Source organism: Burkholderia seminalis, from assembly GCF_001718535.1.
Classification (GTDB): domain Bacteria; phylum Pseudomonadota; class Gammaproteobacteria; order Burkholderiales; family Burkholderiaceae; genus Burkholderia; species Burkholderia seminalis.
In genome coordinates this window covers 2,045,818-2,059,574 of the sequence record NZ_CP013400.1, presented here as the reverse complement: position 1 = coordinate 2,059,574, position 13,757 = coordinate 2,045,818, and the positions used below count along the sequence as shown (strand labels likewise).

The window sequence follows — 13,757 nt, the reverse complement described above, 5'->3', positions numbered from 1 at the left end:
GTTTGACGCGAGGTGACGAACACGAAATTACGGACGGGCCCAACGGTGCTGATGCGCCCAGAGCGGCCGCGCGGTTGAAAGGAGAGCACAGCGCCATTCTTAGTGTCCAATGTTGGCTCCAGAGCACTCTTCTGCGCCTGGGTACTTTGCGGATTGCGCCCGAAAGACCTGAGAGGGCGGCGAGGACTGGCGTGTCAAGCCCGCTTCCGTGTGTGGCATAGTCAGTCCTGAAACCGAAACCGAAACCGAAACGAGAGGCAACCAAAACATGAGAAAAGTAGACCCTGCCGACGTGAAATCCGACTTCGCTGCATTCGTTGTCGAGAGGCTCGCTTACTTCGATCGGATGTCTGCCCATCTCTTGGCCAAGCCGTCGCCACCACATTGGAAAAAAGACCTCAGTGTACTTTCGGAAATGACGCTCCAGTCGACATACGTTGCCTTTGAGGTGTTCCTTTCAGACCTGCTTCTCGCATACGTGAATCGCGATTTCTCACAGTACCAAGCTGAGCTTGCTACACGCATTGATGCTTCTGTGCGCGCGAAATTCAGAGACTTCGCGGCAGATCGAACTGTTTTTTCTCCGCTCAAACACATCAAGATCGACGATTTGGAAGATGTTGTTGACCCAACCGGCTGGAACCAGACTTTCAAAGACGTGGCGGGACTGAAAAAGCGATTCTCTGAATGGGTCACGCCGGCTCTGGGCGCGAACGTTGCCGCGATCAACGCGTCTGACACCAACCTTATTGACACCACGCATGCCATCCGTAACTTCATTTCGCACCGGAGCGTTAGTTCGAAAAAGGTGATGAACACAGCCTTGGCTTCGATGGCGGTGAATGCCACTTGCCCTAACAATCCACTGGAGCGCGGTGTGCATGACGTACACGACATCGGTGCCTACTTGAAGGCAAACACTGGCGGCAAGCTGCGAATCAAGATTTACATGGAACGGCTCTCAGCCATCGCGCTGACGCTTTAGGTGTCACGTGTACAAGTTCATCGCCAGCATCACCTCGTTCGTGATGTTTCCGTAGTCGCAGAGGTCCTGTGGCGCACCGTTGGTCGGCAAGTACGTATTGTCGACCAAGTGCACGATGGGGTCTTCCACGAGGGCGGTGAGGGTCTTACTCATGGAGGCAAAGCGGGTCGAAAATGTGACGACTGATCCTTGTCACTCAGCGCGAGTTCAGCCGCTGCGACCGACTGACCGCAACCCGCTGCGGAACAGTCATCGGGCATTCCCCATCGAACTTCCGCTTCGGGTCGTTCAGAGTCGTTCGCGTTGCTCCATAACCGCCATTCGTGGTCACGTGCCGATCCTGACGCCGGGATGAATGCGCCAACAAGATAGGGAACCTTATCATGACACCACGATTGCTCGTTCAAACTTGGGTTCCGCCGAACCGGTGACCGCGACTGCCGGCGCCATTGGGGAGTTGACGCTGGTCTTCGCGAGATCGCGGCCAGTGACAACTTTAATTCGCAACGCACAACCTCATGAATTTTCGAGTGTTTCGCATCTTCTGGTCAACGTCAACCGGCGAAGTGACAACTTTGCTTCGCAAACGGTGACAAGTCTAATTTGATCGACGCGAACGGACATCATTAGGGAAACACTGATCAATTCGGCTTGGCGGTCATCGCTGACGAAGCCGAGGGCGTTGTAGAAAGAAGCTCACGGAACGGTCCCACGACGATGAAACGGCAGATTGGTTTTGCAGAAGCGGAAAACCCTGGGCAAGAAGCGAGTGACCCGGCGACAGCGCTTCCTTGCGGAAATGGAGAAGGTGGTGCCGTGGCGGCGCCTGCTGTCGGTGATTGAGCCGTACTACCCGAAAGGTGAACGGGGTCGGCCGCCGATCGGTCTTGAGCAGCATGCTGCGGATCTACTTTCTTCAGCAGTGGTACAGCCTGTCTGACGAAGGGCTTGAGGATGCTCTGTACGACAGCATCGCGATGCGCGCCTTCGCGGGCATCGACCTGGCGCGCGAGGGCGTGCCGGACGCTACCACGCTGCTGAAGTTCCGGCGCCTGCTGGTGGAGCACGAACTGACGCGAAAGCTGTTCGATGAGATCGGCATTGAGTTGTGCGAGCGCGGGCTGATGATGAAGGAAGGCACGCTGGTGGATGCGACGATCTTCGAGGCCCCGCCGTCGACGAAGAATGCCGAAAAGAGCCGGGATCCCGAGATGCACCAGACGAAGAAGGGCAACGAGTGGCATTTCGGCATGAAGGCTCACATCGGGATGGACGCTGACGCGGGGCTGGTGCATAGCGTGATCACCCCGGCCGCCAATGAGTCGGATGTATCGCAGGCACACGCGCTGCTGCACGGCCACGAGCGTGAAGCGTTCGGCGATGCAGGCTACACCGGCGTGGACAAGCGCGAGGAGATGAAGGGGCGGGCACTGAAGTGGCACGTGGCGCTCAGGCGCAGCAAGATCAAGGCGATGCCCCAGGGCATGCTCAAGGATCTGGTGATTGCGGCCGAGCGGACCAAGGCGCAGATTCGTGCGCGGGTTGAGCATGCGTTCCATGTCGTCAAGAATCTGTTCGGACATCGCAAGGTGCGCTACAGGGGGCTGGCCCGGAACACGGCGCAACTGTTCAGCCTGTTTGCACTGGCGAACCTGGTGATGGCACGAAAGCGGCTGTGGCCATGCCATGGGAGCAGTCCGTCTGGTGTGTGAAAAATGCTGGGACGTGGTCGCGCAGATGCCCAAAATTCACTGCGGCGGCCTTCCAGTTTAAAAATTGCGCGCCGTATGTGCCGATCCGGCTGCGATAGGCTCATTGATCAGTGTTTCCTTAGGGAATTGCTGCCCTCTGTATTGGCTGGCAATTCAGGTACGGACATTTATGTGCATCTACAATAGGTATCGGCGTACAAAAGGATTACGGCCGGAAGAAGGGGGCGGAACGCCGAAGCCTTTCGCCGGCCGCCTGCTCACTTGCGCAACGATCCGGTCAGTTGACGCAATTCGTCCAGCAGCTTGACCGCGGGTGTGGGTAGCGTGCCGCGCCGGCGTCGAAACGCGGTCAACGTGCGTTGCGCATCCAGGCCTTCGATGTCCAGCGCGTCAATGACGCCGGCCTTGCTTTCGGTGTCGTACATCGGCTCGGCCATCCATGAGACGAAGCCGCATCGTGCTACCAGGCTTTTGAGCACGGTGACCGAACGGGTCTCGACGGCAATGGCCGGCATCGGGAGGCCTCGGGCTTCGAAGGTTTCTTGCATGTGGGCATAAGGTCCGGTTCCCTTGGGCGTGATGGCCCACCGTTGTGTCAGCGTGTCCTCGAGCCGAAGGCCGCGCGTCGAGCGCAACGGATGATCGGTCGCCGCGACCACGAAACTCCGGTCGGTCCATGAACAATCGGTGAGCGCAGCGACCTCGTCGGTTTCGATTCCCGAGGTGCAGAGCGCGAGGTCGATCTCGTAAGCGAGCAAACCCTCGACGAGACGGTCCCACACGCCTTCAATCACCTCGACGCGCAGGTTGGGCCATTTATCGAGCACGCACGCGATGGCCATCGGCAGCACGAGGCTCGCGATGCTGCCCACCGCGCCCACCTTGATGACGCCTTTCGCGAGGCCGCGCATCGCGTCCAGTTCCTCGCGCGCCTGCTCGGCTTCCCTTTGCAGCAACATGGCATGCGGCATCAACGCCTCGCCCAGCGCGGTCAGCTGCATCCCTTTCGTGTGGCGCTCGAACAGCGGCGCCCCGACCGATTCCTCGAGCCGCTTGATCGATCTGCTCAGCGCGGGCTGGGTCATGTCGAGCAGCGTCGCGGCTCGTCCCAGGCTACCGGCGGACACGATCGTCGTGAACATCGTCAACTGCTGCAGATTGAAACTCATCGTGGCGAACCCGATGGAAAGGGATTAAAGGTATCGAACAAGATCCCGAATGGGAGGGCGGCTAGGTGTCTTCCCTGAAAGGAGCCGCCGCGTACGCTCGCAGCGGCTGCCGGAAAACCGGCTCTGGCGGCGCTCAGCCCCGCCCGGTAAGGCTTCCGGCCTGAATGGACCCATCAGGCCACTCGACGATGTCATGCATGAATGTAATGGCTTTGAGCATTCTTGGCAATTTTCAAACAAGGTATCGAATCCCATACTGCGGCTCATCCCATCACCGCCAGCCCGAATGGCGAACCGCAGAGGATTCGAGATGCAACGAAACACAAGTGGGCAGCCGACCGTTCGCGATGCCGTCGTGGACTTGATGCGGCGCCTCGGCATGACGTCCGTGTTTGCCAATCCCGGCTCGACCGAGCTACCGATGTTCCGCGACTTCCCGGAGGATTTCCGGTACGTGCTGGGCTTGCAGGAAGCGGTCGTTGTCGGCATGGCGGACGGGTATGCGCAGGCGACCGGCAACGCCGCGCTGGTCAACCTGCATTCGGCGGCCGGTGTCGGCAACGCGATGGGCAACATCTTCACGGCGTTCAAGAACCGCACGCCGCTGATCGTGACTGCCGGCCAGCAGGCCCGCTCGATCCTGCCGTTCGATCCGTTTCTGTCGGCATCGCAAGCAACCGAGTTGCCGCGCCCCTACGTGAAATGGAGCATCGAACCGGCTCGTGCCGCGGATGTGCCGCTGGCGCTCGCCCGTGCGTACCACGTGGCGATGCAGGAGCCGCGTGGCCCCGTGTTCGTTTCCATTCCGGTCGACGACTGGGATCAGCCGGCCGACTTCGTCGAGGCGACACGGGTCAGCACTCGGGCCCGCCCCGATCCGGAACGGATCGCGGAGATCGGCGACGCGCTGGATCACTGCCAGCGGCCGGCCATCGTCGTCGGCGCGGAACTCGATCGCGCCGATGCCTGGAGCGAGGTTATCCAGATCGCCGAGCGCCACAACGCGCGGGTTTACGTCGCGCCGATGTCGTCGCGCTGCAGCTTCCCTGAAGATCATCGGCTCTTCGCCGGATTCCTTCCGGCGATGCGCGAAAAAATCGTCCGGATTCTGCACGGGCATGACCTGATTTTCGTCGTCGGGGCGCCGGCGTTCGCGTATCACGTCGAAGGCAGTGGGCCGCATGTGCCTGACGGTGCGGCGTTGTACCAGCTCATCGACGATCCGGCCACCGCGGCGTGGACGCCGGCCGGCACGTCGGTGGTGGCGAACATTCGCCTGGGGCTGGCGGACCTGCTCGCCCGTCCGGCGCCGCGGGGTCGGCCGCTACCGGCGCCTCGCGAGGCCGTCGAGCGCGCCGAGCCCACGGCGGTCATGTCGGTCGCCTATGCGTTGCAGACGCTGTCCGAGGTCCGCCATGCAGCCGATATCGTGGTCGAGGAGGCGCCGAGTTCGCGCCCCGTCATGCAACGGTATCTGCCGTTCACGCGCGGTCAGACGTTCTACACGATGGCAAGCGGCGGTCTGGGCTACGGCATGCCCGCCGCGGTGGGCGTGGCTTTGGGCAAACCGGGCAGCCGCGTGATCGGCCTCATCGGCGACGGCTCGGCGATGTATTCGCCGCAAGCGATCTACAGCGCGGTCCAACTCGCTCTCCCGATCACATTCGTCATCCTGAATAATTCACGCTACGCCGCCTTGCAGGAATTCGCGCCCGTATTTGGCTTTTCCGCGTCGGATCCGGTGCAGGGCACCGATCTCCCTGGGCTGGATTTCGTGTCTCTGGCCCACGGCATGGGCTGCAAGGGGGTTCGGGTGAGCGACGCACGGTTGCTCAAGTCCGCGCTGGAAGACGCGTTGTCGTCGGGTGAAACGCGCCTTGTGGAAATCGTCGTGGCCTGACCGTGAATCGGCGGTTCGGCAGGCCAGCATGTCAAACATATTCGAGGAGACGGAAGTGAATCAGGTAGCGATGCTGATCAATGGCGAGCGCACGATGGCTCGCGACGGGGCGACATTCGAGCGCCGTAACCCGCTCGACGACACGGTCGCCTCGACGGCGCCGGCCGCGACCGTCGCCGATGCACAAGCCGCGGTGCACGCCGCGGCCGCCGCGTTTCCCGCATGGTCGGCGATGGGGCCGGGCGAGCGACGCGCGTTGCTGAATCGAGCGGCGGAGGCACTCGAGGCAAAGGGCGACGCTTTCGCGCTGGCAATGGCAACCGAAACGGGCGCGTCCCGCCTGTGGGCCGATTTCAACGTCAAGCTTGCGGCCGACGGATTGCGCGAAGCCGCTGCGATGATCACGCAGATCTCCGGCGAAGTGATTCCGTCGGACGTACCCGGCAGTCTCGCGCTGGGGGTTCGGCAGGCTGCCGGCGTCGTGCTCGGGATCGCACCGTGGAACGCTCCCGTCATCCTGGGCGTGCGTGCGGTTGCGTTGCCGCTGGCGTGCGGCAATACCGTCGTGCTCAAAGGCTCGGAAATTTGCCCCGCGACCCACGGCCTCATCATCGAGGCATTGCAGGACGCGGGACTGCCGCGCGGCGTCGTGAACTTCGTCACGAATGCGCCGGCGAATGCCGGCGATATTGTCGAAGCGCTGATTGCCGAGCCCGCGGTCAGGCGGGTGAACTTCACGGGTTCGACGCGCGTCGGCCGCATCATCGCGACCCAGTGCGCGAAGTATCTGAAGCCTTCGGTACTTGAACTCGGCGGAAAGGCGCCGTTTCTGGTGCTTCACGATGCCGACGTCGACGCTGCCGTGCAAGGCGCGGCATTCGGCGCGTTCGCCAATTCCGGCCAGATCTGCATGTCCACCGAACGCATCGTCGTCGACACGGCGATCGCCGACGAATTCGTCGCGCGTCTGGCCGAGAAGGCCAAGAGCCTGCCGCTTGGCGATCCGAGAAAGGGCCCGGCCGTCCTCGGTTCCGTCGTGGACATGGCGACCGTCAGGCGATGCAACGACCTGATCGACGACGCGCTGGCGAAAGGCGCGACCCTGGTGTGCGGAGGGAAATCCGATACCACGCTGATGCCGGCCACGTTGCTCGATCACGTGACGGCGGACATGCATATCTACCGGGAGGAGTCGTTCGGGCCCGTCAAGGCGATCGTCCGCGTCGATGGAGACGAAGCGGCCATCGCATGCGCGAACGACAATGAATATGGTCTGTCGGCGGCGGTCTTCAGCCGTGATGTCGCGCGCGCGTTGACGGTCGCGCGGCGTATCGAGTCCGGGCTTTGCCACGTCAACGGGCCGACGGTTCACGACGAGGCGCAAATGCCGTTTGGCGGGATGAAGTCCAGTGGTTTCGGGCATTTCGGCGGCAAAGCCGGAGTCGCGGAATTTACCGATTTGCGCTGGATCACCGTGCAAACGACGCCTCGTCACTACCCGTTCTGATCGTTGCCGCGGTCGGGGCGCGTCTTTTTCATGGTGGAAGAGACGGGCCTCCGGATCGTGGACGCGAACAAAACAACAACGATATACCGGTGAGTAGCCTTCGCTCCTCGAACGACGAGCGATCGGCACAAGGAGACTGCAATGCCTGTCGTCAATTTCGAGTTGTCGCTCGATCGCATCCGGTTCGAGCTTGACCGTCACGTCGGAACACGGATTACCCGGCGATGCGATTCAGACTTGACCGATCTGGCGGGGAGAGCGAAATGAACGATCGTAATCCTCTTCTGCCGACGGTAGACATCGGCCGTACCCTCGACGATGGACCGTTCTCGGCGTTCCAGCGAACGGTCGTCCTGCTCGCCGCGCTTGCGATCGTGATGGATGGATTCGACGGGCAACTCATCGGGTTCGCCATTCCCAGCCTGATCAAGGAATGGGGCATCACGCGCAACGCATTCGCGCCCGCCGTCGCAGCCGGCCTCGTCGGCATGGGGATCGGCAGCGCGTTCGCCGGGCTGTTCGCGGACAGGTTCGGTCGGCGCTGGGCCATCATCGGGAGCGTGCTGGTATTCGGCTTGGCGACGAGTTCGATCGCGCTGTCGCCGGACGTCACGACCATCGCGATCCTGCGCTTCTTCGCGGGACTGGGTATCGGCGGTGCGCTGCCGAGCGCGACGACCATGACGGCGGAATTCACGCCTGCGCGCCGGCGCACGCTCGCCGTGACCGCCACCATCGTTTGCGTACCGCTCGGGGGCATGCTGGCGGGGCTGTTCGCGAGCGTCGTGCTGCCTCATTACGGCTGGCGGGGACTCTTTCTGATCGGCGGCACGCTTCCCGTGGCACTGGCGCTGCTGCTGTATTTCGTCATGCCGGAATCGCCGCGTTATCTTGCCCGCCGTCACGAACGCTGGAACGAATTGCGTCACCTGCTGACCCGCATGTCCCGCTCGATTCAGCCGGACGCCGTGTTCGCCGATCAGAAGGAGCAGAAGGCGGGACCGCGCCCGGGCTTTCGTGCGCTGTTCGCAGACCATCAGGGCCGTGACACGGTGGCGATCTGGGTCGCATTCTTCATGAACCTGGTCGCGGTCTACAGCGCATTCAGCTGGTTGCCGACGATGCTGGCAGGCGAGGGACTCAGCCCGTCGGTGGCCGGTTCCGGTCTGACCGCCTACAACCTCGGCGGCGTATTCGGCGCAATGGGCTGCGCGCTGGCAATCGGTCGGTTCGGATCACGCTGGCCTTTGCTCGTCTGTTGCCTGATGGCATCCGCGAGCGCGCTGTTCCTGCGTGGTCTCGACGTCTCCGCCCACACGACGTTGCTCGTGTTCGGAATCGGTCTGCACGGCCTCTTCGTGAACGCGGTCCAGTCGACGATGTATGCCCTTTGCGCATACGTCTATCCCACCGAGATTCGCGCGACCGGGACCGCGTCCGCGCTCGCGTTCGGGCGGCTTGGCGCGATTCTCAGCGCGTTCGCGGGGGCATTCGTGATCACGCAGGGCGGTGCGTCCGCATACCTGGGCATGCTGGGTGCCGCGATGGCGATGGTGTTCATCTGCCTGATGATCGTGCGTCGCCATATTCCGCCCATCAATGGCGCCTGACCTCGCTCGTCCGGTCGACAGCGGCGCGCGAAACCGCACGCCGGCGCGCCGCGTTTTTTTGCATCACGATTGACTCCGACAGTACCCCGATCATGACAACAGGATTTCCCGGCATGTTCTCCGTCAGCGACTATCGAGACGAAGCCAGACGGCGGCTGCCACGCATGGTGTTCGACTATCTGGAAGGCGCGGCGGACGATGAATCGGGGCTGACGCATAACCGTTCGGCGTTCGACACATTGCAGTTGTTGCCGCGCCGGCTGTCGGACGTCAGCACACGCGCGCAGTCCGTGGCGTTGTTGGGCCGGCGGAACCCGTTACCGCTGGTGATCGCGCCAACGGGCCTCAATGGCGCTTTCTGGCCGAAGGGCGACCTCGCCCTTGCGCGCGCGGCGGGCAAGGCCGGTATTCCGTTCGCGCTGTCGACGGCTTCCAACATGTCCATCGAGGAGGTGGCAAAGGGGGCCGACGGAGAACTGTGGTTTCAACTGTACGTCGTTCATCGCAACCTCGCGAAGAGCCTGGTCAATCGTGCCCGCGCGGCGCGCTATTCGACCCTGATCCTTACCACCGATGTCGCGGTCAACGGCTTTCGCCGACGCGATCTTCGCAACGGTTTCGCGATGCCGTTCAAGGCCAGTGCACGTGCGGCGGTCGACGGACTATCGCACCCGCGCTGGCTTTGGTCCTACCTGATGAACGGCATGCCCGAGCTGAAGAATTTCGCGACGGACGATGCATCGGACACGGCCTCGCAGGCCGCGATCCTGCGCCGACAGATGGATGCGAGTTTCGGTTGGGACGACCTGCGCCGCCTGCGGGACGAATGGCCGGGCAAGCTCCTCGTCAAGGGCATCGTGACGGCCGACGATGCCGCGCGGTGCGTCGAGCTCGGCGCGGACGGCGTCATCGTTTCGAACCATGGCGGCAGGCAACTCGCCGCCCTGCCGGCGACAGCCGACGTGCTGCCGGACATCGTCGAGCGCATCGCGGGCGCGACGGTCATGCTCGACAGCGGCATACGGACGGGGGCCGACGTCGTCAAGGCGATCGCGCTGGGGGCCCAGGCCGTGATGCTGGGGCGCGCCACGTTATACGGGTTGGCGGCCAGAGGGGAAGCCGGCGTGAGCGACGTCATCGAAATGATCAAACGGGAAACGGACCGGACGCTCGCCCTCATCGGTTGTCGCTCGGTGGAGGCGCTCGATCGCAGCTACGTTTCGAAGCGGCCGTCCCGGGGTATTGCGCATTGACGCCGGATTTTGGATGCGCAATGGTCCGGGTTAACGCTCTCGCGTATCTGCCGCCGGAACCTCGTGCCATGAATCAAGTGACGACCACGGATCATTACCATCGCGACGACAGGCTTCTGGCATGGGCGGATCAGGTTCGGGCCAGCTGCGTCCCGATGGTTTTCCGGACCGAGTCCGATCAGGGGTTTCATGGCGAGATTTCGAGCGTGAACACCGACGGCGTGTGTGTGTCGCGGATCTCGGCGGTCGATCACGTCGCGGCGCATGACTGGGACGAAGTGCGGCGCACGGCGGACGACTACCTGCTCGTGGCGATCCAGACCGAAGGGCGAGGCGCGATCGAGCAGGATGCCCGCACCGCGTTCGTCGGCCCTGCCGACATGGTGCTGTTCGATTCGTCGCGCAGTTTCGTCTGGCATTTCTCCGGGCAGCATTACACGATCCGCTTTCCCCGCAAGGCGCTGGAGAAATGGGTGCCGTGCGGCCGGCAGCACACCGCGGTGAGGATTCCCGCGGCCACCGGGATCCGCCGGATCGCCGCGGACCATATCGCGTCCCTGCACCGGGCGCTTTCGTCGGACGAAGGCGCCACGACCGGTTGCGAGCGGCTTGGCGACGTGTCCGCGAACCTGGTCGCGCTGGCGTTGGCGGATTATTTCAACACGGTCCCGCTGCCCAAATCCAACGTGAAAGAGATGCATCTGCTCCGCGCACGTGCGTTGATCTGTGACCGTATTCGCGAACCGGAACTGGGACCCGAACAGATCGCCGATGCACTGGGGGTATCCAGCCGTTATCTTTACCGGCTGTTCGCCGAGGTCGGAGAGTCGATCGGCGAGATCATCTGTACGGCCCGACTCGACGGATGCGGCGAGTGGCTTCGGCAACGCGCCTACGCAAACCGCTCGATTACCGATATTGCGATGGCGTGGGGTTTCAATAACGCATCGCATTTCAGTCGCACGTTTCGACGTCGCTTCGGCATGTCCGCGCGCGACTACCGTGCGACGCATCGCGACGCTGTCTGAATCGCCGCTGAGCAGGCTGCACGTCAATCGCGCGTGCTGGCAGCATAAGCAAAAATCCTGTTCTGTCAGAGTCAAGCGTCCGCCATATTGGCCCCGGACACTTCGTCTACAACGTTGCGGGCGTCCCGTCCCGCGAGTCGTGGAGGAGTATCTTGGCGCTCAATCATCCCCAGTTCAAGGCGGCTGTCGTGCAGGCCGCCCCGGCCTTCCTCGATCTTCAGGCCGGAATCGAAAAGTCCATCCGCTTGATTGAAGAGGCGGCGCGGGCCGGCGCCGCGCTGATCGCATTCCCTGAAGTGTGGCTGCCGGGCTATCCGTTCTACGTCTGGCTCGGTACACCGGCCTGGTATATGAGCAAGGGCTATGTTCAGCGCTACTTCGACAACTCGCTGAGCTACGACAGTCCGGAAGCCGATGCACTGAGGGACGCGGCGAGGAAAAATCGCATCACGGTCGTGATGGGCCTCTCGGAGCGCAAGGGCCACTCGTTGTATATCGCACAATGGATGATCGGCCCCGACGGCGAGACCCTGCTGCAACGGCAGAAACTCAAACCCACCCACCTCGAGCGGACGGTTTTCGGTGACGGGGAGGGCAGCGGCCTGACCGTGATCGACAGTTCGTTGGGCAAGCTCGGCGCGCTGTGTTGTGCCGAACACGTGCAGCCTTTGACCAAAGCCGCCATGTATGCGCAAGGCGAACAGGTCCATGTTGCCGCGTGGCCGAGCTTTTCCCTCTATGAATTCGCCAGCGCATTGAGCCACCAGGTGAACAACGCGGTTTCGCGGACCTATGCCGTCGAAGGCGGGTGCTTCGTCCTCGCGCCGTCGACCGTCGTCACCGAGGAGATGGTCGAGCATCTTTGCGACACCGAGGACAAGCGTCAGCTGTTGCGGGCGGGCGGTGGCCATAGCGTTGGATACGGGCCCGACGGGGCGGAGTTGTTCGACAAGATCGACGAAACCGCGGAAGGCCTGCTCTACGCCAATATCGATCTCGGCACGCAATCGCTGTCGAAGTGCGTGTTCGATCCCGCGGGGCATTACTCGCGGCCCGACGTGCTGCGATTGCTGATCGACCGGCGACCGCGCCCCCCTGTCGCCGAAATACTCGACGGAACGCCGGCGGAGACGGCCGCCGACGATCTAGCCTCATCAGACGGCGGCTGCCCGACCGGGCTTGCGGGCAGCGGCGGAGATCGGTAGCGGGACCATCGGGCTCGCCATGTCGTGTCATGGCGGGCCGGCCGGAGGTTTTCGTTTCGCGGCCCGGTGGGCTTGGCGGTTTTTCTTCGAATCAACGGTCATTCAGTCACGACGATATAGTTAGGATGGCGATATGAAATACAAGGAAAGTAGCGACTACGAATGGAAGATGGTCATCTTTCTTGCGGTGCTGTTCGGCATCGTGGGTCTCGACCGTCTGGTCATCGTGTACCTGTTTCCGGTTCTGCTGCCGGAGCTGAAACTGAACAATACGCAGGCAGGCGCCATCGCCTCGGTGCTCGCGTTGACCTGGGCCATTTCGACATGGGTGCTCGGGAGCCTGTCCGACCGCCACGGGCGCCGCAAGATTCTGCTCGGGTCGTCGATCTTCTTCTCGGTGATGACTGCCTTTACCGGCGTCGCCAAGTCGTTCCACGGCATGCTGCTCGTGCGAGGCCTTCTCGGCGTGGGCGAGGGGGGCGTGTTCAGCGCCAGCGTCGCGACCATCGACGAAATATCGACGCCGAGCCGGCGCGGCCTGAATCTGGGCGTCCACCAGTCGTTTTTCCCTCTTCTGGGTATCGGCCTCGGACCGATCATCGCGACCCAACTCGTGATGCATATGCGCTGGGAGTGGGTGTTTTTCGTGCTCGGCATTCCGGGGCTGTTGCTGACGTTCCTGATCGGCCGGACCATGCGAAAGACGGAGGCCGGTCGCGACACGCAGGCCCGCTCGGCATCGGGTGGCCCCTTGACCGTGCTGAGATACAAGAACATCTGGCTGACCACGGTCATCGGATCGCTGTTCCAGACGGGCCTGTTCGTGTTCTCGACGTTCGTCGCGCTCTATCTGACCAAAGTCGTGGGCCTCGGTCTCGGCACGGTCGGCCTGATCATATCCGGATGGGGTTTCGGCGGGTTTATCGGGATGATCGCCGTTCCGGCGATATCGGATCGGCTCGGGCGGCGGATCGTGCTCGTCGTTTCCGCGGCTTGTTACGGCATCCTGATGTTGGCGTTTGTTCTTTGTCACGCGTCTCCGGTCGTCATGTTCGCCAACCTCTTTGCTGCCGGGATTTGCGGCTTCGGCATCGCACCGCTCTTTCTTGCCGTGATTCCCTGCGAATCCGTCCCGTCCACGCTGACCGGCTCGGCCGTGGGCGTTCCCACCGCAGTCAGTGAACTGATTGGCGGGGTCCTGATGCCGGTGGTGGCAGGCGGGCTCGCCGACACGTTCGGTCTGGGTTATCCGATGCTGATCGTCGGAGGCGTGTCGCTGGTGAGCGCGCTCGTGGGAATGTTTCTCGATGAAACGGTGCCCGCGGCGACGTCGAAGCATGCCGTCTCGACCATCGACGCGGCCTGACCGTTCGGCAACGGGCAGGCGG

At 62.7% G+C, this 13,757-nt stretch carries 10 protein-coding genes and 1 pseudogene; 9 read left to right on the top strand and 2 right to left on the bottom strand.

The window, feature by feature from the left end; all coding sequences use genetic code 11:
* Window positions 1–268: 268 nt before the first annotated feature.
* Window positions 269–985, top strand: coding sequence for a hypothetical protein (locus tag WJ12_RS29835; RefSeq protein ID WP_156444734.1), 717 nt, complete (start codon window positions 269–271; stop codon window positions 983–985).
* Between the two features lie 3 nt (window positions 986–988).
* On the opposite strand, the gene WJ12_RS36145 is transcribed toward WJ12_RS29835, so the two are convergent.
* Window positions 989–1,138 (bottom strand): hypothetical protein, encoded by a 150-nt coding sequence (locus WJ12_RS36145; protein ID WP_156444733.1) that lies wholly within the window; start codon window positions 1,136–1,138, stop codon window positions 989–991.
* A 564-nt stretch (window positions 1,139–1,702) separates the two neighbouring features.
* Between WJ12_RS36145 and WJ12_RS29830 the strand changes: the two are divergent.
* Window positions 1,703–2,697 (top strand): annotated as a pseudogene (locus WJ12_RS29830) (IS5 family transposase).
* 257 nt (window positions 2,698–2,954) lie between these two features.
* On the opposite strand, the gene WJ12_RS29825 reads toward WJ12_RS29830, so the two are convergent.
* On the bottom strand, window positions 2,955–3,866 hold the full coding sequence (locus WJ12_RS29825; protein ID WP_034189481.1) for a LysR family transcriptional regulator: 912 nt from the start codon (window positions 3,864–3,866) through the stop codon (window positions 2,955–2,957).
* A 310-nt stretch (window positions 3,867–4,176) separates the two neighbouring features.
* On the opposite strand from WJ12_RS29825, the gene mdlC reads away from it, so the two are divergent.
* The 7 genes from mdlC (at window position 4,177) to WJ12_RS29790 (ending at window position 13,735) form a co-directional block, all read left to right on the top strand.
* Window positions 4,177–5,766 (top strand): benzoylformate decarboxylase, encoded by a 1,590-nt coding sequence (gene mdlC / locus WJ12_RS29820; protein WP_059556742.1) that lies wholly within the window; start codon window positions 4,177–4,179, stop codon window positions 5,764–5,766.
* Window positions 5,767–5,836: 70 nt separating this feature from the next.
* Complete coding sequence (locus tag WJ12_RS29815; protein ID WP_404824230.1) at window positions 5,837–7,273, top strand: aldehyde dehydrogenase; 1,437 nt, start codon at window positions 5,837–5,839, stop codon at window positions 7,271–7,273.
* Between the two features lie 263 nt (window positions 7,274–7,536).
* Window positions 7,537–8,883 carry an MFS transporter gene (locus tag WJ12_RS29810; RefSeq protein WP_034189484.1) on the top strand — a complete coding sequence of 449 codons (1,347 nt, stop codon included), beginning with the start codon at window positions 7,537–7,539 and terminating at the stop codon, window positions 8,881–8,883.
* A 113-nt stretch (window positions 8,884–8,996) separates the two neighbouring features.
* Window positions 8,997–10,136, top strand: coding sequence for an alpha-hydroxy-acid oxidizing protein (locus WJ12_RS29805; protein WP_226104048.1), 1,140 nt, complete (start codon window positions 8,997–8,999; stop codon window positions 10,134–10,136).
* A gap of 68 nt (window positions 10,137–10,204) precedes the next feature.
* Window positions 10,205–11,164, top strand: a complete 960-nt coding sequence (locus WJ12_RS29800; RefSeq protein WP_167361901.1) for an AraC-like ligand-binding domain-containing protein — start codon at window positions 10,205–10,207, stop codon at window positions 11,162–11,164.
* A gap of 152 nt (window positions 11,165–11,316) precedes the next feature.
* A complete protein-coding gene (locus WJ12_RS29795; protein WP_059556738.1) occupies window positions 11,317–12,369 on the top strand; it encodes a carbon-nitrogen hydrolase family protein in 1,053 nt (350 codons plus the stop codon).
* Between the two features lie 133 nt (window positions 12,370–12,502).
* Window positions 12,503–13,735, top strand: a complete 1,233-nt coding sequence (locus tag WJ12_RS29790; RefSeq protein ID WP_197423859.1) for an MFS transporter — start codon at window positions 12,503–12,505, stop codon at window positions 13,733–13,735.
* Window positions 13,736–13,757 lie beyond the last annotated feature (22 nt).